14 protein-coding genes are annotated in these 18,765 nt (G+C 59.6%); 12 read left to right on the top strand and 2 right to left on the bottom strand.

Translation table 11 applies throughout. The features are described 5' to 3' along the window. Positions 1-38: 38 nt before the first annotated feature. Complete coding sequence (locus tag ACVDG9_RS27700) at positions 39-1,424, top strand: condensation domain-containing protein (protein WP_447239542.1); 1,386 nt, start codon at positions 39-41, stop codon at positions 1,422-1,424. Positions 1,425-1,512: 88 nt separating this feature from the next. Here ACVDG9_RS27700 and ACVDG9_RS27695 read toward each other — a convergent pair whose 3' ends face one another. Then, positions 1,513-2,532 (bottom strand): LacI family DNA-binding transcriptional regulator, encoded by a 1,020-nt coding sequence (locus ACVDG9_RS27695; protein WP_075281880.1) that lies wholly within the window; start codon positions 2,530-2,532, stop codon positions 1,513-1,515. Between the two features lie 140 nt (positions 2,533-2,672). Between ACVDG9_RS27695 and ACVDG9_RS27690 the strand changes: the two genes are divergently transcribed. The 11 genes from ACVDG9_RS27690 (at position 2,673) to ACVDG9_RS27640 (ending at position 11,827) form a co-directional block, all read left to right on the top strand. Beyond that, entirely contained in the window at positions 2,673-3,704 is a 1,032-nt protein-coding gene (locus tag ACVDG9_RS27690) for a Gfo/Idh/MocA family protein (RefSeq protein WP_023001540.1), read from the top strand. Between the two features lie 17 nt (positions 3,705-3,721). Beyond that, positions 3,722-4,654 (top strand): sugar phosphate isomerase/epimerase family protein, encoded by a 933-nt coding sequence (locus ACVDG9_RS27685; RefSeq protein WP_447239541.1) that lies wholly within the window; start codon positions 3,722-3,724, stop codon positions 4,652-4,654. 47 nt (positions 4,655-4,701) lie between these two features. Further along, positions 4,702-5,910 carry an ABC transporter substrate-binding protein gene (locus ACVDG9_RS27680; RefSeq protein WP_075281840.1) on the top strand — a complete coding sequence of 403 codons (1,209 nt, stop codon included), beginning with the start codon at positions 4,702-4,704 and terminating at the stop codon, positions 5,908-5,910. Positions 5,911-6,025: 115 nt separating this feature from the next. Further along, positions 6,026-6,928: a carbohydrate ABC transporter permease gene (locus ACVDG9_RS27675; RefSeq protein WP_023001537.1), complete on the top strand. Its 903-nt coding sequence runs from the start codon at positions 6,026-6,028 to the stop codon at positions 6,926-6,928. Between the two features lie 11 nt (positions 6,929-6,939). Continuing rightward, positions 6,940-7,755, top strand: coding sequence for a carbohydrate ABC transporter permease (locus ACVDG9_RS27670; RefSeq protein WP_447239540.1), 816 nt, complete (start codon positions 6,940-6,942; stop codon positions 7,753-7,755). Then, positions 7,752-8,828: an ABC transporter ATP-binding protein gene (locus ACVDG9_RS27665; protein ID WP_228873062.1), complete on the top strand. Its 1,077-nt coding sequence runs from the start codon at positions 7,752-7,754 to the stop codon at positions 8,826-8,828. The genes ACVDG9_RS27670 and ACVDG9_RS27665 overlap by 4 nt, the downstream gene beginning before the upstream one ends. Before the next feature lie 576 nt (positions 8,829-9,404). Beyond that, positions 9,405-10,022 (top strand): DsbA family oxidoreductase, encoded by a 618-nt coding sequence (locus ACVDG9_RS27660; protein ID WP_447239539.1) that lies wholly within the window; start codon positions 9,405-9,407, stop codon positions 10,020-10,022. 64 nt (positions 10,023-10,086) lie between these two features. Beyond that, positions 10,087-10,407, top strand: a complete 321-nt coding sequence (locus tag ACVDG9_RS27655; protein WP_152507773.1) for a DMT family transporter — start codon at positions 10,087-10,089, stop codon at positions 10,405-10,407. Positions 10,408-10,466: 59 nt separating this feature from the next. After that, positions 10,467-10,838, top strand: coding sequence for a DMT family transporter (locus ACVDG9_RS27650; protein WP_023001531.1), 372 nt, complete (start codon positions 10,467-10,469; stop codon positions 10,836-10,838). Then, entirely contained in the window at positions 10,838-11,326 is a 489-nt protein-coding gene (locus ACVDG9_RS27645) for a nucleoside deaminase (RefSeq protein WP_447239538.1), read from the top strand. Before ACVDG9_RS27650 ends, ACVDG9_RS27645 begins: the two co-directional genes overlap by 1 nt. An 81-nt stretch (positions 11,327-11,407) precedes the next feature. After that, positions 11,408-11,827, top strand: coding sequence for a MarR family winged helix-turn-helix transcriptional regulator (locus ACVDG9_RS27640; RefSeq protein WP_447239537.1), 420 nt, complete (start codon positions 11,408-11,410; stop codon positions 11,825-11,827). Between the two features lie 38 nt (positions 11,828-11,865). On the opposite strand, the gene ACVDG9_RS27635 is transcribed toward ACVDG9_RS27640, so the two are convergent. Then, the gene (locus ACVDG9_RS27635; protein WP_447239536.1) at positions 11,866-18,513 is read right to left on the bottom strand and encodes an autotransporter outer membrane beta-barrel domain-containing protein; all 6,648 of its coding nucleotides are present in this window, start codon (positions 18,511-18,513) and stop codon (positions 11,866-11,868) included. Between the last annotated feature and the right edge of the window lie 252 nt (positions 18,514-18,765).

The following is an 18,765-nucleotide window of genomic DNA, read 5'->3' as shown; positions in this document are numbered from 1 at the left end:
TTCCGTCGTCATTTGAAATCGTAAAAGGAGTTTCGTTCATGCCGGACATCGGTCCAACCGGTGAGATGCCGCTGACGCTGCCACAGCTCGACTTCTGGGAAGAATTCACCTTTCATCCCGACCAGCCCGTGTCGACGGTCGCGCATTACATCGAGCTTGAAGGCGACATTGACGAGCTTGCGTTGACCAGGGCGATCACACGCACCATCCGCGAGGCCGAGATCCTGTCGGCACGGTTCCGGGTGAGCCCGGATGGTGGAGCGCCGGTTCAGGTTTGTGATCCGGAGTTTTTGCCCGCGCTTATACGGGTGGACTTGCGCGAGGAAGCCGAGCCACTGGAAGTTGCCAGAAAGCGGATGGAAACCGATCTGGCCGCAAAGCTGGATTTGCGGCACGATAAACTGTCGGCGCATGCGCTTTACCGCGTCGGGGAGAGAAACTACCTCTGGTACATCCGCGCTCACCATATCATCGTCGATGGCTATGGCCTGGCGTTGATCGAACAGCGCTGTGCCGAGCTTTACAATCATTATCGCGGCCAGGGCGATGCCGGTCTGCCATTCCATCCGCTGGCAAGTTTCCTGTCTGAAGAGGCTCGATATCAGGAGAGCCGGCAGTGGAACGACGACAAGGCGTACTGGTCGGACTATTTCGCAAGAGCCGTCGACATCGAAGTTCTTGAGAGGGGAGATGAAGACTATGGTGGCGCCGGCTATCACGCTCAGGTTTCCCTATTTCCGGAGTTCACGCGAAACCTGCAGGCAACCGCTGCGGCGGTTGAAATTGGCTGGCCGGATCTCCTGACACTGCTCTGCGGTCTCTATCTTCTGCCCGAACGGCCCGGTCGGCAGATGCCGCCCGAGAATGCGTTGACACTCTGGCTTCCATTCATGAGCAGGTGGGGCAGTGTGGGGGCGCATTTGCCGGCGCTGCTGGTCAACATTCTGCCGTTCCGGATGGAGGTGAACAGAACCGACACCCTGGCAGATTTTCTGAAAGGCTCGGCCGCTGAGCTGAAACGCCAAAGGCGATACAGCCGCTACCGTATCGAGCAGATTTCACAAGACCAGGGGCTGACAGAAGGTGGCCGGTACTTCTTCTCTCCCCTAATCAACGTGCTGCCCTTCAATGCACCGGCTTTCACCGGTTGCAGGTCTCGCCGCCACATTCTTGGCAGTGGCCCCGCTGACGGCTTCAATCTCACTTTCCGAGGGGAGGATGACGCAAGCAACCTGACCCTGTGCCTGGACGCCGATCCCAGCATGATGAGCTCACAGGCTTTCAGCGAGCACGAAAAGAAACTGCCGTCATTCCTGTCAGGTGCACTTCAACCGGAATGGCTGACACGACCGGTCGGCGATGTCCTTGGAACAACCTGCTCGTCCGCTCTGTTTGACGCAGCTGTACAGCGATTTCCGATGTAGTGACGCGTCATCGAGACTGACTGCCTTTGGGAGGGGAGGGCAGCGTCCGCTGAAAAACAAGTGGCAAGCCGGTCGGATACGAGTAGGACTACCGGCCAGGTGGGGGCGCGAAACTCTCGGTTATGGCCATCGTGGCAGGCCAGACAATCCTGGTCTTGTGGCTGTTGTCGCGCAGCACTTGCAGAACTTCCCTCGCGATTGTTCGCCCGAGCTGCTCCAGATCGATCTCGAATGCCGTTACCGGCGGGTTGAGGAAGCGAAGGAGCTTGCTTCTGCGGAGTGTTGCAACCGACAGGTCCTTGCCCGGTGACAGCCCGGCTTCCTGAAGGGCCGAGTAAACGCCAAATGCCATCAGTTCGTAGTTCAGCAGCAGCGCGGTCGCCCGGTTGGGCATTTCCAGGATCTGGCGGGTCACCTGATTGCCGCCGGACTCGCTGACTTCACACTCGAAAATCAGGCCGGGATCGAATTCCAGCCCCGTTTCGGCAACTGCGGTTTCATAGGCTTCGCGCAACACACTGGCGATGTTGGATCGGGTCGGCGGCACGGTAATGGCAATGCGTTTGTGCCCGAGGGCCACCAGCTTGCGGATTGTCTGATCGACATATCCTTCGAAATCGAGATCGATCCAGGGGTGCTGGTCTTCCAGGCGTGACCGTCCGAGTGTCAGGAACGGGAGCCGTGACTTGAGCAGGAACTCGATCCGCGGATCGTTCTTCATGGTCGCGGTTACAACAATGGCATCCGCCGTGCCTCGCGCGATAACGCGTTTCAGAAACTCCGTCGGATCGTTGGCGGAATGGCAAGGCAGGATGATGAGATCATAGCCCTGATCATCGAGTTCGGCCTGCATGGCGTCTATCACGCGCATGAAGAAGTTGTCGCCGCTCCTGAGTTCCGACTGCCCGGTTTCAAGCATGAAGGCGATTGTCTGCGTTGTTCCACGACGCAGCGAACGGCCCGAAGCGTTCGCACTGTAGCCGAGTTCAACTGCGGCATTGAGCACACGCTCTCGGGTCTTTGCGTTTACATCCGGTTTGTCGTTCAGCGCTCGCGAAACGGTTCCGATAGAGATCCCAAGATGTTGCGCGAGGTCTTTTATGTTCAAGGACAGGGGCTCCTGAAAAGATTTCCGAAAACGTTTACGAAACTTCTTGACACAAAGTTCCATCGTAATCTAGCGTCGTAAACGTTTACGGAGCCCGGAAAGACGAAAGGTCACAACCGCGCCCGATGGGAGGAAATCACATGCAGACCGCCGTCATGGTGGGGTGCGGAGCCATGTCCGAGGGCTGGCTACGTGCACTTCAGGACATCAACTCTTCCGGCAAGCGGGTCGAGATTGTCGGCTTTGTCGACCTTGACACGGACCTTGCGCAAAAACGTGCTCAGACCTCCGGATTCGGCAACGCAGAGGCCGGAAACGATCTGACGGAACTGCTGTCCAGGCTGAAGCCAGACCTCCTGTTCGATATCGTCGTGCCATCCGCCCGCAACGAGGTGGTGACCCAGGGCTTTGCTGCCGGCTGCGATGTGCTTTCCGAAAAACCGATGGCGAACTCGCTGGATGAGGCAAAAGCGCTGCTCGACGTGCGACGGGATCAGGGCAGGTTGCATGCCGTGATTCAGAACCGCCGGTTTCTGCCCGGCATCCGGCGTGCAAAACAGTTTCTGGACCAGGGTGGCATTGGGCGGATCGCGGAGGTCCATTGCGACTTCTTCATCGCACCGCATTTCGGCGGGTTCCGGGAGGAGATGGATCATGTGCTGTTGCACGACATGGCAATCCACACTTTCGACGCGGCCCGTTTCGTCGCCGGGCTGGAACCACGCCGGGTCTTCTGTCACGAGAGCAATCCGTCCCATTCCTGGTACCGCCACGGAGCCAGTGCCGCCGCCATCTTCGACTGCCATGACAATGTAACCATGACCTATCGCGGCTCGTGGTGTGCGGAAGGCGCACGCACGGACTGGGAAGCCTCCTGGCGGATCATCGGATCGCGCGGAACTCTTTTGTGGGACGGCAACGAAGGCTTCCGAGCCGAAATCGTGAAATCGGCTGAAGGCTTTCTGTATCCGCTGGAAGAGGTCGAGGTGCCCGAATTGCCCGCATCGCTGGAGGCCACCGGCCATGCAGGCGTCATTGCCGATTTCCTGGACGCGCGCGAGACCGGCAGGGCCGCTCTCACGGATTCCGCCGACAACATCCGCTCACTCGCCATGACATTTGCTGCAATCCGGAGTGCCGAGGAAGAGCGCTTCGTCGAGATAGATATCTGACCCGAGGAAATTCATTCATGAGCAATCCTGCAAAATCCATTCGCATCGGAACGATGATCGCCGCCACGGGCGGAGAAGCTGCGAAGCGGATCGATGAAATCGCCGATCTCGGGTTTGAAAGCTTCGAGCCGTTCTTCTGGCAGACGACCAACGGGCAGGACCTGGCCGAGCTCGGCAAGCGCTGTGTCGAGGCGATCGGAGACCGGGACATCACCATCTCGACCCTGGGCATGTTCGGGAACCCGCTGGAAGATCAGCCGCTGGACCGGGACACCCTGCAGGGATGGAAGGACTGTATCGATAACGCCCATCACTTCGGCGCCACTTGCGTCGCCGGCTTTACAGGAAGGATCCGTGGCAAGCCCCTGGAAGACAGCCTGCCCAAATACAAAGAAGTCTGGTCCGAGCTTGCAAAGCGCGCCGCCGACAAGGGTGTCAGGATCGCTTTTGAAAATTGCGCCATGGACGGGAACTGGCAGACCGGTGATTGGAACATCGCCCATAATCCGGATGCCTGGGAACTGATGTTCAACGAAACGACGGACGACAATCTCGGCCTGGAATGGGAGCCTTGCCACCAGCTTGTCTATCTGATCGATCCGTTGCCGCAGATCCGCAAGTGGGCCGACAAGATCTTTCACGTGCACGGCAAGGACGCCACGGTCCGCCATGATGTCATCCGGGAACACGGCATTTTCGGAAAACATCCGTTCGTCTTCATGCGCACGCCGGGTTTTGGCGATAGCAACTGGACAGACATCATCAGCGAGCTGCGTCTTGCAGGGTATACAGGCTCCATCGACATCGAGGGCTGGCACGACCCGGTCTATCGCGACGAGCTCGAAATGACCGGCCAGGTGCATGCGCTCAACTATCTGAAAACTAGCCGGGGCGGTGCCTTCATACCGGGAACCGGCAAATACGAAGGCGGCGATCCCTCACTGACCTAGGGCAACGCCGTCCGTCATTCATGTCGCATACAGGGAGGAGACCCAACATGGACTTGAAATCAATAGCATTGGCAACATCCGGGCTGATCGCGCTGGCTTCAACCGCCGTTGCCGATCCGGTCGAGCTGGATCTGTGGACCATCGACGACCCGGGCGAATATCACTACGTCATGGCCGACGAGTTCATGGCCAAGCATCCCGACATCAAGATCAACGTGCGGACCGTACAGTTCGAGGACATGGTCAATGACCTCGCACGCGGCGTGGCGACGGGCGATGCTCCCGACATCACGTACATCGACAATCCGGAAGTGGCGCTGTTTGCTTCTCGCGGACTGTTGCTCGACCTGAAACCCTATATCGAGCAGTCCGATATCGTGAATGCCGACGACATCTTCCCGGGACCGCTGTCATCGGTCAGCTACGAGGGTGGCATCTATGGCATTCCGCGTGGGGCGAACACGATCGCTCTCTACTACAATGCCGACATGTACCGTGCGGCCGGGCTCGACCCTGACAACCCGCCACGCACCTGGGACGAGCTTTACGAAGCCGCCAAGGCGCTGACCAAGCCGGAAGAGAATATCTACGGCCTCGCTTTTTCTGCGGTTGCGACCGAAGAGGGCACTTTCCAGTTTCTGCCCTGGCTGCAGATGACCGGTGGGGATTACGACAACGTCGACACGGACGGGGCGGTACGAGCGCTTTCACTCTGGAAGAAAATCCTCGACGAAGGACTGGCCTCGCCGGACACGCTCATTCGCGGTCAGTGGGACAGCACCGGTACTTTCAATGCCGGGACCGCCGCAATGTCGATCTCGGGACCCTGGGAGCTGCCCCGAATGAGCTCGGAAGCCAAGTTCGATTTCAGGGCTGCGCTCCTGCCCGCTCCGGACGAGGGAGCGGACCGTGCCTCGGCGCTGGGGGAGGGAGACAACGTCATTCTGGCCAGCACCGACAATCCGGATGAAGCCTTCCTGTTCCTGGAGTTTCTCTATGACAACATGGACCGCGTCTGGAATGAATTCGGCTACCTGCCGGCTTCCAAGGTCGAGGTGAAGGATCCCAAGTATCCGGAAATCTATGCGGTCTTCGAAGAATCGATGAAATATGCCCGCAACCGCGGACCTCATCCGCAGTGGCCGCGCATCAGCAAGGCGATCCAGACCGCAATCCAGTCGACACTGACCGGTCAGGCAACGCCTGAAGATGCTCTCGCTGCCGCGCAGACCAGCATCGACAAGGTCCTGAAGTAGGGTCTGTTCAGGCGGGGTTTTGCGATGTTCGCCCTGCCTTGGGGTGTGTGCTCGCGAGCCGTCCGACCGGACGGGAGCGCACACCCTTTTTCATCCGCCATGGAGGAGGAGACGGATGCTCAACTTTACCAGACCGTTCCGGGACGGGGCCGGTTTCGACACGATCCTCGTGACGCTGGCACTCGGGTACCTGGTTCTGTTTTCGGGTTTTCCGCTCGTTTACAACCTCGTCATGTCGTTTCAGGAAGTGGACCTGTTTTCACTCGGATCCTTCGACAGGCCCTATGTCGGTCTCGACAATTACGTTGATGTACTGTCACGTCCCGAGGCCTGGGGCATCTTCCTCAACACCGTGAAATTCGTCGGCATCTCGGTCGCAGCGCAATTGTCCATCGGATTTGCCCTGGCAATGTTCTTTCAGCAGAATTTTCCGGGAAGCACCTGGCTGCGCGGGTTGTTCCTGGCAGGCTGGATCATGCCGGCTCTTGTTGTCGGCGCTGTCTGGAGCTGGATCCTTGCAGGGGATTTTGGCGTTCTCAACCATGTCCTGTTGTCTCTCGGCCTGACCGGTGAGCGTATCTTCTGGCTGTCCGACCCGAACGTGGCCCTTTATTCGGTCATCCTCGCCAACATCTGGCTGGGTGTTCCGTTCAACATGATCCTGTTGTCCGTCGGTCTGGCGGGAATTCCGGAGGATATCTACGAAGCCGCCGAAATGGACGGTGCGAATGCCATCCAACGGTTTTTCACCATCACCTTGCCAATGATGCGCGCCCAGCTCGGAGCGGTGATCTCACTGGGTGTCATTTTCACCCTTCAGCAGTTCGACCTGTTTGCAGCCCTCACGCAGGGCGGTCCGTCGAATGCTTCCAATGTCTTCCAGTACTGGAGCTGGCAATTGTCGTTTCAGTACTACGAGATTGGCGTCGGTTCGGTGATTTCGGTTCTGATGATCCTGTTCGTGATTTTCGTTGCCGCGGTCTACGTGCGGTCCACGCGCCACGAACAGCTAGCTTGAGGCGTCGAGCGATGATGAAAAAATATGGCCTGACCGCGATCGCGCTCTGTCTGGTGAGCTTCTATCTCTTCCCGCTTTACTGGATGTACATCACTGCCCTGAAAAGCGGCACGGAAATCTTCGCCAATCCGCCGACGTTCTGGCCGGAAAATCCGCAATGGATGGTTGGCGAAGTCTGGACGCGCCTGAAGATGGACGTCTACCTCTGGAACTCGCTTCTGATTGCCACGGGGGTGACGATTATCGTCGCCATCTGCGGCACGGGTTGTGCCTATGTTCTCTCTCGCATCCGCAACCGCTGGATGGACGTGGTGCTCTTCATCGTTCTGATGATGCAGGTCTTGCCATCTTCCCTGATGATCACGCCGATTTTCGTTGCCTTCAACCAGGTTGGCCTCAACGAGGTGCCAAGAACATCGGTGATACTGGCGCAGGCGGCGAAGGTTCTGCCGCTCTATATCGTGCTGTGCCGCGCAACCTTTCTGCAGGTTCCAAGGGAGCTGGAAGAAGCCGCGCTGGTCGACGGCAACTCGCGGATCGGTGCCTTCCTGTCCATCATCGTCCCTCTTGCAAGAAACGGCATTCTGGTGACGTCGGTGCTCATCTTCCTGCAGTCCTTCGGGGAATATGTCTATTCGCGCTCCCTGATCACGCAGCGGGCGCTACAGCCGGCGACCGTCGGTCTGCAATCCTTCATGGGCCCCAACACGTCCGACTGGTCCGGTGTGATGACCTACTCCGCGATCTACGTGACGCCGGTTCTCATCATATTTGTGTTGCTGCAACGCCAGATCGTCAGCGGCCTGACCTCCGGAGCCCTCAAATGAGCTATCAGATCGAGCTGGAAAACATCCAGAAATATTATGGCGCCTATCACGCGCTCCGCGACGTCTGCCTGCAGATCCCCAAGGGACAATTCGTTGCTCTGGTCGGGCCTTCGGGATGCGGCAAGTCCACCTTGTTGCGCACCATCGCCGGACTGGAAAAAATCACCAGCGGCACGATGCGGATCGCGGGGGATGCGGTCAATGACAAGGCTCCACGCGAGCGGGACCTGGCGATGGTGTTCCAGTCCTACGCCCTTTATCCGCACATGACCGTTCGCCAGAATCTGACCTATTCCATGCGGCTTCGGAGACGCCCCAAGTCCGAAATCGAAAAGGCGGTGGAGGAAATTGCCCGCGTGACCGGGTTGGGCGAACTTCTCGACAGATATCCGCGGCAACTCTCCGGTGGGCAGCGCCAGCGCGTTGCCATGGGCCGGGCCATCATCCGCAACCCGAAGGCGTTCCTGTTCGACGAACCGCTTTCCAATCTGGATGCGGCGCTCCGGGTGCACATGCGCTCCGAAATCCGGCAACTGCACAATCGCCTCGGTGCGACGTCCGTCTATGTGACCCACGACCAGATCGAGGCGATGACAATGGCCGATCAGGTGGTGGTCATGCGAAGCGGGGTAATCGAACAGAAAGGCGCGCCACTCGACCTTTACGACAGGCCAGTGAACAAGTTCGTTGCGGGCTTTATCGGCTCCCCGGCGATGAATTTTGTCGATGGCGTCGTAGCGGAGGGGGGCAAGAGTGTTGGTCTTGCTCTTCCCGGGACACCGGAGATCGCATTTGAAGGACTGCAACTGCCCGGTCAGAAGGTAACAGTCGGACTGCGGCCGGAACACCTGATGGTGGGGCAGGGGGATACCGGAAATGAAATGACGCTTCCGGTATCGCTCGTTGAGAGAACGGGGGCAGTCTCCTACGTGCTCACCGACACGGATCCCGGGCTCCTGATTACTGCTCCGGTTCGTGTCGAAGATGGCGTTCGGTCGGTCTCCGTTTCGATCAAACCGGAACACATCCACCTGTTCGATAGGGACACCGGCAACGCCCTCCTGCACGCGTAATATCCCAGCCGTCCAATTGAGTGTCTGCGGATCGGAAACTCCTGGCAAAGAGGCTCCTGTCCGCTGGCGACCGTCGTGACTATCGATGTTGCGGCGGCTGGGAAAATGATCGTTTAAACAGATCATTCTGATAGAAATTATATCACTTAAATAAAACGTTCGATCGGTGCTACTTCAGGACCACCCAATGACCTGAAGTGTTGCAGCGTTAATGACCCGGCTAAATTGCTCTTCCATTCCTTTTGCGCTCCCAATGAGGGATGGCGCCGCCGCAGGGCTCTGGCCTTGCGGGCATTTCCGTCGCGCTGTTTGCCCCGCGGATTGAGCCTTTGAGCAAAATCCCTTTGTAACAACTTTTGGCGAACCACCGCGATTGCGAGACCTCTCAAGGGTCGCCTGTCACCTGCGCCTGTTGGCAGTGCCGCACGGTCTCTCCGTGAGGCTTTGGCAGCGGCAAAAAGAAGAGATTTTTCACTCGCAAGGCAAAAATAAACATGCATGCGCATGCAAATATATTGACGATGGCGAGGCTCTAATTATATTGCATGCACATACAAATAAATGAAAGCCTACCTGATGAGTGCCGTTACAGTTTACACCGACTACGTCTGTCCCTTTTGCCTGCTCGCAGAACAGGTCGTGACGACGGCGATCGGTGACAGGAAGATCCCGATATCCTGGCGAGCCCATGAATTGCGGCCCGACCCGGTGCCAACGCTGAAGCCCGAGGATCCTTACCTTCCGGCGATCTGGAACCGGTCGGTTTATCCGCTTGCGGAAAGCCTTCAGGTGCCAATCAAGCTGCCGTCGATTTCGCCTCAGCCACGCACCAACAAGGCTTTCGAGCTTCTGGCCCTGGCACAGGATCAGGGGTTGGATCATCCCTATTCGATGCGGATCTTGCGCGCCTTCTTCCAGGAGGATCGCGACATCGGCGATCCCGAGGTTCTTGTCGCATTGGCTGCGGAAGCAGGGATCGATCCGGATGAAGCCCGGCAGGCTCTCGAAAGCGGGGCCTATCGCGAACGTCACCGTGAAGCACTGCGCCATGCCCGCGAAGACATGGCGATCACGTCGGTTCCCACGATCGTGGTCGGCGATCAGATTTTCCGGGGAGTGCCCCCGCTGGACGAGTTGCTTCAGGCAATCGACCGGTTGGAAAGCGCCCCCGGCAATAGCGGCCGGTCCCGTTAATCGACGCGGCCAAGTCTAAAGGCATCCGCCTTCACACACTCTCAATCTACGAAAGGAACATGCAATGAGTTGGGTTTATCTCGGAATCGCCGTGATCTTTGAGATCGCGGTCGCAATAAGTGCCGGAAATGCAAAGGGGTTCACACGGTTCGGGTGGACCGTCGCAACCCTCGTGAGCGGCGCTATCGCCACCTTCTTCCTGAGCCTTGCGCTCCTCACCTTCGATGTCGGTGTCGGGTACGCAATCTGGACCTCCGTCTCAGGTGTCGGGATCGTCGTCCTGGGGGCGCTGTTCTTTGGTCAGCAGCTCAACTGGAAGAAAGGCCTCGGCATTGCCTTCGTCATCGGCGGCGTTGTCGGCCTGCGCCTGAGTGGTGCTGCCTGAGCACCTGAAACACGAAGTATCTCCTCCAATTTTCTTCTGATCAAAAGGAACAGCAAATCATGGATACGCTCCAGAAAACCCAGGGCAATGGCGGTGCATGGGGCATGCTGATGCTCGCCAGCGCGTTCGAAATCGGCTATGCGCTCAGCGTCGGCGGCAGCCAGGCCTTCACCATTCCGAGCTGGTCGATTGCCGCCGTCGTTTTCTTCCTGCTCACGCTTTACTTCCTCAGTGCCGCGCTGCGAACCATCGACGTGGGGATCGGCTATGCGGTGTGGGCAGGCATCGGCTCGGTCGGGGCTGCCGTCTTCGGCAGCTTCTTGCTCGACCAGCCGTTGACACTGATCCAGGCAGTCTGGCTGGCTGTCATTATCGTAGGTGTCGTCTGGCTGAAGCTGGCCGACAGCCCGAAGCTTGCGGCGACAGCCTGATGGGGATGGATCGTTCAGAACGCCTCGACCAGCTCATGGAGGAGGCCGTGGCCTTCTCCGTGGATCATGTCCACAAAGGCGGCATTCCCTTCACCGCTCTTGTCGTTGACGGAAATGGCTCAGTAATCGGGCGCGGTGTCAACCGCGTTCGGGATCATCATGATCCGACCGCGCATGCGGAAGTCGACGCGATCCGCGACGCTTGCCGCACGCTTAAAGCTCCACATCTGCATGGGGCCATTCTGCTTGCGTCAGGCGAACCTTGCGCGATGTGTTACATGAGCGCGCTTTATGCAGGCATCGCGCAGGTATTCTTTGCCGCCGATCGTGATGAAGTGGCAAGGCACGGCTTTGATTATCGAGGTTCCTATGGGCTGTTTGTCAGTGATCCGTTGGCCTGGCAGTCGCCTCGCGTGGCCAAGCTGGCCGTGCCCAAAGCCATGCGGCCTTTCCAGAACTTTGCCGCGATGAGCCGCATTTCCGACTAATGGCAGTTACTTGTTTCTGCGCTTGCATGAGCATACAAATGATCTGCGCAAGCGCAGAACACTCAAAGGCCCAGATTGATCATGTCCAATAGCAGTGGTTCGTGGCTCAGGTTGATCCACGCGGTCGCCAACGTCGAAGCAGACCTCGCAAAAGTCCTGCAAGACCGGCATGGCCTTGGTCTGTCGGATTATCGCGCACTCGAGATCCTCTCCAAATCGCCCACGTCCGAATTGCGAATGCAGGAACTGGCCGCCCATCTGCAGTTGAACCAGAGTTCCGTATCACGCATGGTCGAGCGTCTGGAGCGGGGTGGCTTCACGGTTCGTGATCTTTGTCCGGACGACAAGCGAGGTGTCTACACCGTTCTCACCGACAAGGGACGTACACATTTTCTCACTGCGCAACCGGATTATGAGAATGCACTGGAAAATGCCCTCAAGGAGCACGGCGGTGCCGAGTTGCTGCTTGCACGATTTGGAAATGCGGAAGACGTGGTCTGATTGGCCATTTGCGGTTGCGTTGCCGACCAACGCCAAACTTAAAACGGAATGCTGAGCCTGAGAGAGCCGCTGTTAGTGGCCAGATTTTCGGAGAATCGGCCATTGTATTCCAGGCGCAGGTCGACCCCTTCAATGGATGTGAGCTGAAGGCCGGCCCCGATCGAGGCAAACAGATCCTCATGTTCGAGAGACGTCTTGAACGACCCGGTTCCCCCTGCGCGGTTGGTGAAGCGTGCATCTGTTTCCCATTGGTCACTGGACAGGAACGACACACCGAGTTTTCCATATACACGCAGGTCCTTGCCGTCCTTGTACCGCAGGCGGCTTCCGATCTCGATAGAAGGCGTTGCGGCAAAATTCCAGTGGCCGGTGGAGTCGAATTCAAGTCCGTAATCTCCGCTTTCCCGGTAGTCGCCGACCCTGGAGTAGATAGCGTCGAAGTCGACATAAGGTTTAACGTAGACGTTGGTTGCCGCGAAGGTGCGTGCGATCCGTGCTCTGACGGAGCCAGCCAGCACATCGGGAGAGCTGGAGATCGTCTCGGAAAGATCGGAGATCGACAGGTTACGGTCGAACCTGGTGGCTCCGTAACTGCCAGCGGCAGCGGCCGAAAGGGTCCAGGCCCCTATCTCCCGCTTCAGGCTTGCCCCGAGATACCCCGCCTTGCCGTCTCCTTTCACGGTTCCGGAGGCCTGTGAAATCCATGTTTGCTGAAAGGCAGCAGCGCCACCGATGAACCAGCCGGGCGCTATTTCCCGTTGTCCTCCCAGCTGGTAGGTCAGCGCATTGGCGTTATAGCTCGGTGAATTGCCGATGGCTGAGCGGTGGCCTGTTCCGCCGGTTGCGCGTGCCCAGCCACAGGAGCCTTCGGTTATGCCTGCGCCATCGCCTTCGAAGACAGGACAACTCATCAGGCTGTCGCCGAAGGACAGCATTTCGAAGGTCTGTTCGACGACGGCAGCAAGCCCGGTGCGCGGCAGAAGCTGGTTCAGGGTGTCTGCATAGCTTCCGGATTGATTGTCGACCTCGTCGGCAATGGCCCCGAACAGTGTTCCGAAGATGTTGTTGCCGCCGCGATCCCAGATATTCTGCAGGTTTTCCGCAACGGCCTTCTGATCCCGGTTTAGTTTCACCTTGCCGTTGGGGGTAAAGTCGGCGCCGGTTACCTGGAAATAATAGTCGGAGCCTTCCGGATTGAACAGGTAATCGAAGATGAGAGAGTCCTGCGGGGTGAGGGTGCCTGTAACAGACCCGCCGACCGACAAAACTTTCGTCTTCCTTTCCGGAAGAAGGCTGATGGTCTTGAGGCCGAGTGTTCCCGCGAGCGTTGCGTCGCCGCGCACTTCCAGCCAATCGGAATTGAAATTGTTCAGGTCGATGTCCGCGACCAGAAACCCTTGTGCGCTTTGCTTGAAGTTGCCGGTAATCACTGTCTTGCCGGGGTCGCGTGCGCGCCCCAATACGAAGCGGCCGTTGTTGACCACATTTGCATCGTACAGATAGCCGTCAGCAAGGGTGTTGGGTGAGTTGTTGGTGACTGTACCGGCGCTGCCGCCGTCGGCATTGGTCAGGACGACATCCCCGTAAAGAGACGCAGTGTCGTTGACGGTAACATTGAGGATTGCCCCGTCAGCCGTCGTGCCCGTTCCGGTATACCAGACCGCATAGGAGCCGGTGTCGTCGGTGCCGTTGCGAGATGCGCCTGACTGGACAATGGCATTGTCGTTCAGAACCAGCGTGTTGTTGAGCCCGTTGGAGACCCTGATGGCGGCCGCGTCCGTATCCGTGCCCCCCTGGACGTTGCCTTGTCCGTCAACCGTGATCCCGATTGTGCCGTTGCCGTCAGCGCCCTGGCTTTGCGCAAAGACACCCGACGAACGCGATCCGGAGGCATAGACCTGACTTGCGATTTCCAGATCGATAGCGCCCGCGGTTCCCGTGCTGTCTGTTGACATGAGGCCAGCCACGCCGCCGGTGCCGGTTCCGGATATACCGCCGCCGCCGCCGATGGACTGAGCGATAATACCGATGGACTCGTCACCCGTGACGGTGATCGGCGCGTCGATATCCAGTGTGATCTGGCCACCATTGCCGCTGGCGCCGCCGGAGGTCAGGTTCGCGGTGGCGTTGGTCATGGAACCGCCGGTCGCATCGCCCGCCAATCCACCGCCACCACCGATGGATTGTGCCACCAGGCCGAAAGCGCCGTCGCCGCGGGTCTGGATGCCGGCGCCTCCAGTTAGCTGGAACGTCACCGCGTCACCGTTGCCTGCCGCACCGCCCGTGCCGCCAATTGCCAGATCAAGCCCGCCTTCTACGCTACCGGTGACGCCATAACCACCGCCGCCGCCGATGGACTGGAGCAGAACACCATGAGAGCGGTTGCCGTAGGTGGCAATCGTCGTGTCCATTGCCAGATCGATTGTGCCGCCATTGCCGGCCACACCGCCAGAACCGCCAACAGAGACGCTCAGCTCGCTACCGTCGACACGGGTTGTCTCCGCACTGCTGCCGACCCCGCCGGTGCCGCCGCCACCGCCGATCGATTGGGCAACCAGAGCAGCAGCATCATTGCCGTTGGTGGTGATCGTTACCGCGCTGGTGTCATAGGTGTGAACCTGGCCGCCATCGCCGCCTGCACCACCTGTGCCGCCGCCGTCGCCACCGATCGCCAGTGTGCCGGTCTGGTTGTCCGAGCCGTCGCCACCCTGGCCGCCACCGCCACCGATGGACTGCATCGTCATGCCGGTGGCTGCAAAACCTGCCGTGTTGATGAAATTGCTGTTGCCGTCTGCCAGCCAGACGGCGACTTCACCGCCGTCCCCGCCGGAGCCGCCCCTGCCGCCGACGGCAAGTTCGATGGAGGCACTGACTTCGCTGCCGCTGGCGGTGGACGAGCCGCCCTGACCGCCGCCGCCGCCAATGGATTGCAGCACGACCCCGTCCGCCCAGGCACCTTTCGTGATGATCTGGCCATCATGGTAATATCTGACCTGATTGCCGTCACCGCCAGACCCGCCGCCGCCACCGACATCGACCGTGAACGAATAGGAAGCTCCCGCATCCGACAGGCGCTTGATCTGTTTCTTCAAGGCCCCGATGGCGTCAAGAACCTTGTGGGACGACGCGTCATTGCCGAGCGATCCGCCGATCCCGCCGCCGCCGCCGATGGATTGCAGCACGACACCGTCCGAGTCGCCGCCGAAGGTTTCGATGCGGCCGTATTGTTCGGCGTAGATGGTACCGCCGTTGCCGCCGCTTCCACCAATGGCTCCAACACCCAGGGACATGCTGCCGGAGACGCTGCTGGCGCCAACGCCAAGGTAGACGGTGCCACCCTGCGAATTGCCGCCACCACCACCGATGGACTGTCCGACCAGGCCCTTGGAACCCGATCCCTGCGTCTGGACCGTGTAGCCGGCAAAGTTATGGATCTCGACGGAGGAGCCGTCACCGCCCGAACCACCCTGGCCACCCAGGGAAATCTTCGCTTCCAGCGACGCGATACCGCCTTGCGAATAGGCGTTGCTGTTGCCCAGGCCGCCGTTACCGCCGCCTCCGCCAATCGATTGCGCCAGTACGCCATGAGCCCCGTCGCCGAAAGTGAAAAGCGTGCTTTCCGGGGCCAGGCTTGTCAGTTTCGTTGCGGTGGTGCTGCCTGAATTGGAAGACGAGCCGTAGGTTCCCAAGGTTATGTTGACTTCCCCGCCATTGCCGCCACCGGATGTCGTAAACGCATAATCCATATTGAAGTCGCTCAGGACATTGCCGGTGCCGCCCCCCAGAGCAACGGTAGCGGTGGATTCCACAGTGTCCTTGTCGCCAAGCGTGGCTGTCAGCGCGGACGCATCGCCGCCGTTGCCGCCGCCGCCGCCAACCGATTGAGCAAGGATTCCGTGAGAGGCGTCGCCGATTGTCGTGAGCCTGGAGGGTTGATCATAGGTGACGGTCACGTCGCCGCCGGCTCCCGCATTGCCGCCGTTGCCACCAACGGTTGCCACATAGTTGAAGGCGAGGGGAACGCCGGTGCCGGTTGGAGCGGCAACCAGAAAATCGCCGGCGGATGTCGAGCCGCCATTGCCGCCACCACCGCCAATCGATTGCGCCAGAATGCCGGTGGCATTGTTGGGGGCGTATTTGGAGGTGGAAGACGCGGAAAGTCCGGTGGCGATGGTGCCGCTTGAAAGATCGATTGTGACGTCGTCCCCGTCGCCTCCGTCGCCGCCGCTGCCGCCGAGAACAAAGGCTGCGTTGAAGCCGACGGTCGCGTCAAAGTAATTGGCGCTGCCGCCCGTGCCCCCACCACCACCGATGGACTGTGCGAGGACAGCTGTCGACTGTGCGCCGGAGGTCGCGGCGTAAAACTGGTTCTGGGTCAGGGAAACGGTTCCCCCGTCACCGCCATCGCCGCCGCTGCCCCCCATCTGGAAGGCGAGGAACGAAAGGACGCTGAAATTCTTGACGCTGCCGCCGTTGCCGCCGCCGCCGCCGATGGACTGGGCGATCAGCCCAGGTGCGAATACGCCGGTTGTGGTGATGTGCGCGTTGCCGTTGCTTGTGGCAGCCAGAAGTGAGGGAAGGTCGGAGTAAACGCATCCGCCGGTGTTGTCGACGCAGACCTCGCCGCCGTCACCACCGAGGTCGGCGGAACCGCCGACGCCGATGGAGGCGATGGTCGACAGGGTTTGCACGCTGCCGCCGTTGCCGCCACCGCCGCCAACAGACTGGAAGATGGCTCCAGGAGAATAGCCGCCGGAGGTGACGATGGTTCCGATGTTCGGAATGGCGACCGTTCCGCCCTTTCCGCCCGCTGAGCCCTGGCCGCCTACGCCGACAGTGCCGGTGGCATCGCCACCCGAGCCACCGCCACCGCCAATCGATTGCGCAAGGATTCCGGTAGAGGAGTCGCCTTTGGTCGTGACCTTCTGCGTATTCGAAACGCCGACGTAACTGCCATTTGACGTTGTCGATCCGGCAGCGCTGCCACCAACGCTGACAAACCCGCTGGAAGATCCCGCGGCTCCGCCGCCACCGCCAATGGACTGGGCGATGATGCCGAGCGAGTTGAAGCCGTTGGTCGTGATGTCAGCGCTTGAGTTGACCGTTACGGTACCGGCTGCGCCTCCACCGGCGCCATCGCCGCCCAGTCCAACCAAGGTTGAGGCATCGATCCCGCCGGTTCCGCCACTTCCTGCGATCGACTGCGCGACGACACCGAAGGCATGGTCTGCTGCCGTTGAGACTGTTGCATTGCCAAGCGAAAGGGTGACGTTTCCGGCATCGCCGCCATTGCCGCCGTTGCCGCTCTGACCGCCGAGAACACTCTGAAAATCGCTCCCCGTTCCGCCGCCGCCGCCGATGGAGTGCAGCGCGATGGCTGCGGAAAAAGCGCCGCTTGTCTCAATACTGGTATCGCCTGAGACAGTGACGGAAACCGCGCCGGCATCGCCGCCGAAACCGCCGCCGCCACCGGTGCCGGCGAGAGCCGTGCCGTCGCCGCCGTCTCCGCCTTCACCGCCGATACTCTGTGCCAGCACGCCGTACACATTAGCGCCACTTGTCTCGATGGATTTTCCGTCTTGAAGAGATACCGACACGGATCCTGCCGTACCGCCATCGCCGCCGCTATGATCCTTGGTGGGGCCGGTGCCACCCTTGCCGCCGAGGCTTTTTGCACCGATTGCTGCGCTCGGTTCGTAGCTGCCGCCGGTAACATCGAGGACGAGCCTGGCTGAGTTGGTGATCGAGACGTTGCCGCCGTTGCCACCATCGCCGCCGTCGTCGCTGTTGTCAGTCGAGGCGGTCCCGGCGCCGCCTTCGCTTAACCCATAGAGAACGAACAGGCCGTCGCCCCCGGCCGTGGTGACATCCCAGTAGATGTCGCCGTTCATGGCGTTGTTGATCGTGACTGTTCCACCAGCACCGGCATTGCCGTTGTTATCGCCGCCTCTGCCGCCAAAGGATCTGGCGATGAACCCGCCGCCTTCTCCAAGCCCCTGAAAGCGGTTGCTGCTTGAACCGACGGTGAAGCTGCTCGGGGCGGTGTTGTTGACGGTGACGCTGCCGCCGTCACCGCCCTTGCCGCCATATTGGTCGGACAGGACGCTGTTGTTCTGGTTGCCTCCTGTTCCGCCGTTGCTTTCGGCAACGAAAATAGCAAATCCGAAATTGGCGTAACCAATGGCGGTATAGCTTGCAATGCCGTAGTTGGTAACCTGAACCGAGCCACCGTTGCCGCCCGCGCCGCCGTTCGAATTGTTATCCCCGTTGGATTGATCGCCTTCGCCGCCGCTGGATTGGGCGAAGATGCCCATTGCAAATTGGCTGACTTCCGACACGCTGATGTCGATATTTGACTGATTGACGATTGTAACTGTTCCGCCAGCGCCGGCTGCGCCGGAGTCCTCGCCTGCCGCCCCCCTGGACTCGACATACCAGTTTGCATAGATGCCCTCGCTGGTCGGGATAACCATATTCTGCTGGCCGTAATTCTGGATCGTGATGCCAGGGGCCTGGGCGCCAGCGGATGCACCCGTTGCAGTCAGATCGACGTCGGTGACCTCCGTGCCGGAATTGAAGGTGCAAACCCATGGATCGCCGGACTGGTCGCACAGCGAATTCGCCAGGGCGGGGGCTGAAAGGCACAGGCTCGCAACGGATGCGGTGGACAGCAGCAGCGATTTCACGCGAATGTTTTTTCTGACCGAAGGACGGGAGACCTGGTCTTTTCCTTCGGTTGTAAGGCCGAGGCCCATTTTCATATCCCTGAAACAATTGGCTTAAAAAGTTTTGAGACGGAACTTTTTGCTCTTCCTCGTCAGGAATAACTATGGTTGCAGGGCAGCTGGTTTCACTGCAAATTCGATGAACCAGCTGAAATCATCGATGAAATTGTGGGCCGCGCCACCGGAGCGGTCCTATATTGAAAGTTACCTTTC

It is taken from the genome of Roseibium sp. RP-7 (genome assembly GCF_053005225.1).
This window is presented reverse-complemented; position numbering and strand designations above follow the sequence as displayed.

Bases quoted from the DNA above. Each gene is read 5' to 3' on its own strand.
- ACVDG9_RS27650 (WP_023001531.1), top strand. From the start codon at position 10,467: ATGGATACGCTCCAGAAAACCCAGGGCAATGGCGGTGCATGGGGCATG.
- ACVDG9_RS27685 (WP_447239541.1), top strand. From the start codon at position 3,722: ATGAGCAATCCTGCAAAATCCATTCGCATCGGAACGATGATCGCCGCC.
- ACVDG9_RS27660 (WP_447239539.1), top strand. From the start codon at position 9,405: ATGAGTGCCGTTACAGTTTACACCGACTACGTCTGTCCCTTTTGCCTG.
- ACVDG9_RS27680 (WP_075281840.1), top strand. From the start codon at position 4,702: ATGGACTTGAAATCAATAGCATTGGCAACATCCGGGCTGATCGCGCTG.
- ACVDG9_RS27675 (WP_023001537.1), top strand. From the start codon at position 6,026: ATGCTCAACTTTACCAGACCGTTCCGGGACGGGGCCGGTTTCGACACG.
- ACVDG9_RS27640 (WP_447239537.1), top strand. From the start codon at position 11,408: ATGTCCAATAGCAGTGGTTCGTGGCTCAGGTTGATCCACGCGGTCGCC.
- ACVDG9_RS27645 (WP_447239538.1), top strand. From the start codon at position 10,838: ATGGGGATGGATCGTTCAGAACGCCTCGACCAGCTCATGGAGGAGGCC.
- ACVDG9_RS27700 (WP_447239542.1), top strand. From the start codon at position 39: ATGCCGGACATCGGTCCAACCGGTGAGATGCCGCTGACGCTGCCACAG.
- ACVDG9_RS27665 (WP_228873062.1), top strand. From the start codon at position 7,752: ATGAGCTATCAGATCGAGCTGGAAAACATCCAGAAATATTATGGCGCC.
- ACVDG9_RS27670 (WP_447239540.1), top strand. From the start codon at position 6,940: ATGATGAAAAAATATGGCCTGACCGCGATCGCGCTCTGTCTGGTGAGC.
- ACVDG9_RS27690 (WP_023001540.1), top strand. From the start codon at position 2,673: ATGCAGACCGCCGTCATGGTGGGGTGCGGAGCCATGTCCGAGGGCTGG.
- ACVDG9_RS27655 (WP_152507773.1), top strand. From the start codon at position 10,087: ATGAGTTGGGTTTATCTCGGAATCGCCGTGATCTTTGAGATCGCGGTC.